The following is an 833-nucleotide window of genomic DNA, read 5'->3' on the forward strand; positions in this document are numbered from 1 at the left end:
GCGCGATCGTCTGATCTCGGTCGGCATTGTCTAGTGATGGTGCTTGTGCTTGTGCCCTGCGGAGCCGTCGGGACGCTGATAGCCCCGTAACTCTGCATATCGCTGCATCTGGCTCTGATCGAGCACGGCAGCGGTTGAGAGGTGGTATTTGAGGTGGCTCTCGCGGAGCTGCCCCTGAGTTTCGGCAATGGCGCCAATGCTGGTCTTGAGCGCTTCCGATGTGACCCTGCGGGAAGAGAAGAGGTCTTCCAGCGCTCTCTCTTGCTCGACGAGCTTGTTACCCAGCGGAACGGCTTCCTGTTTCATGGCATCGAACAGCCGTTGAACCTCGGCGCGCTGATCGGCGGTCAGGCCGAGACGATCACTGAGCTCGAGGACGTGGCTGGGACCGGGATATCCATTGAGCTCCGCAGCGAGAGCCAGGCCCATACCGCGTCCGGCGCGGAGATCGTCGATCTGTTGCTGTGACAGCGCCTTGATGGGGCGCTTCTCAAGGCCGGCATAGGGTTGACTGGACTGCGCGCCGGCTGTGCTGCCCGTGAGGAGGAGGGAGGCTGCAAGCAGAAGGACGCGGTTCATGAATCTGGCTCCCACCAAATGGAGCCGGCCGATGTCGAAGCATCGAACCCGGCTGTGACGTGACACCTGTCGCGATCGAGTGATCCCGGAGCACAAATCTTGCTGGATCGTCCGGCCCATGGCAACAAAGATCGCCGTGATTGAGTTGCCGAATGTGGAGCAGGTGATGGCCTCTTTGCCGACCGCGAATGCTGAGATCACGCAGTTCTTCCGCGAATGGCTGGACACCTTCGCGGGTTATGTCCGAGAGGTCG

Annotated in this window: 1 protein-coding gene and 1 pseudogene; one reads left to right on the top strand and one right to left on the bottom strand. The window is 61.0% G+C overall.

The genetic code is table 11. The features are described 5' to 3' along the window. Positions 1-30: 30 nt before the first annotated feature. A complete protein-coding gene (locus XF30_RS14550) occupies positions 31-579 on the bottom strand; it encodes a Spy/CpxP family protein refolding chaperone (protein ID WP_036015773.1) in 549 nt (182 codons plus the stop codon). 118 nt (positions 580-697) lie between these two features. Here XF30_RS14550 and XF30_RS39365 point away from each other — a divergent pair. Next, positions 698-833: pseudogene (locus tag XF30_RS39365) on the top strand (DUF4440 domain-containing protein); the annotation flags it as partial.

It is taken from the genome of Bradyrhizobium sp. SUTN9-2 (genome assembly GCF_003122645.1).
Lineage (GTDB): Bacteria > Pseudomonadota > Alphaproteobacteria > Rhizobiales > Xanthobacteraceae > Bradyrhizobium > Bradyrhizobium yuanmingense.

Excerpts from the sequence above, each read along its gene's own strand:
- XF30_RS14550 (WP_036015773.1), bottom strand. The coding sequence starts at position 579 with ATGAACCGCGTCCTTCTGCTTGCAGCCTCCCTCCTCCTCACGGGCAGC.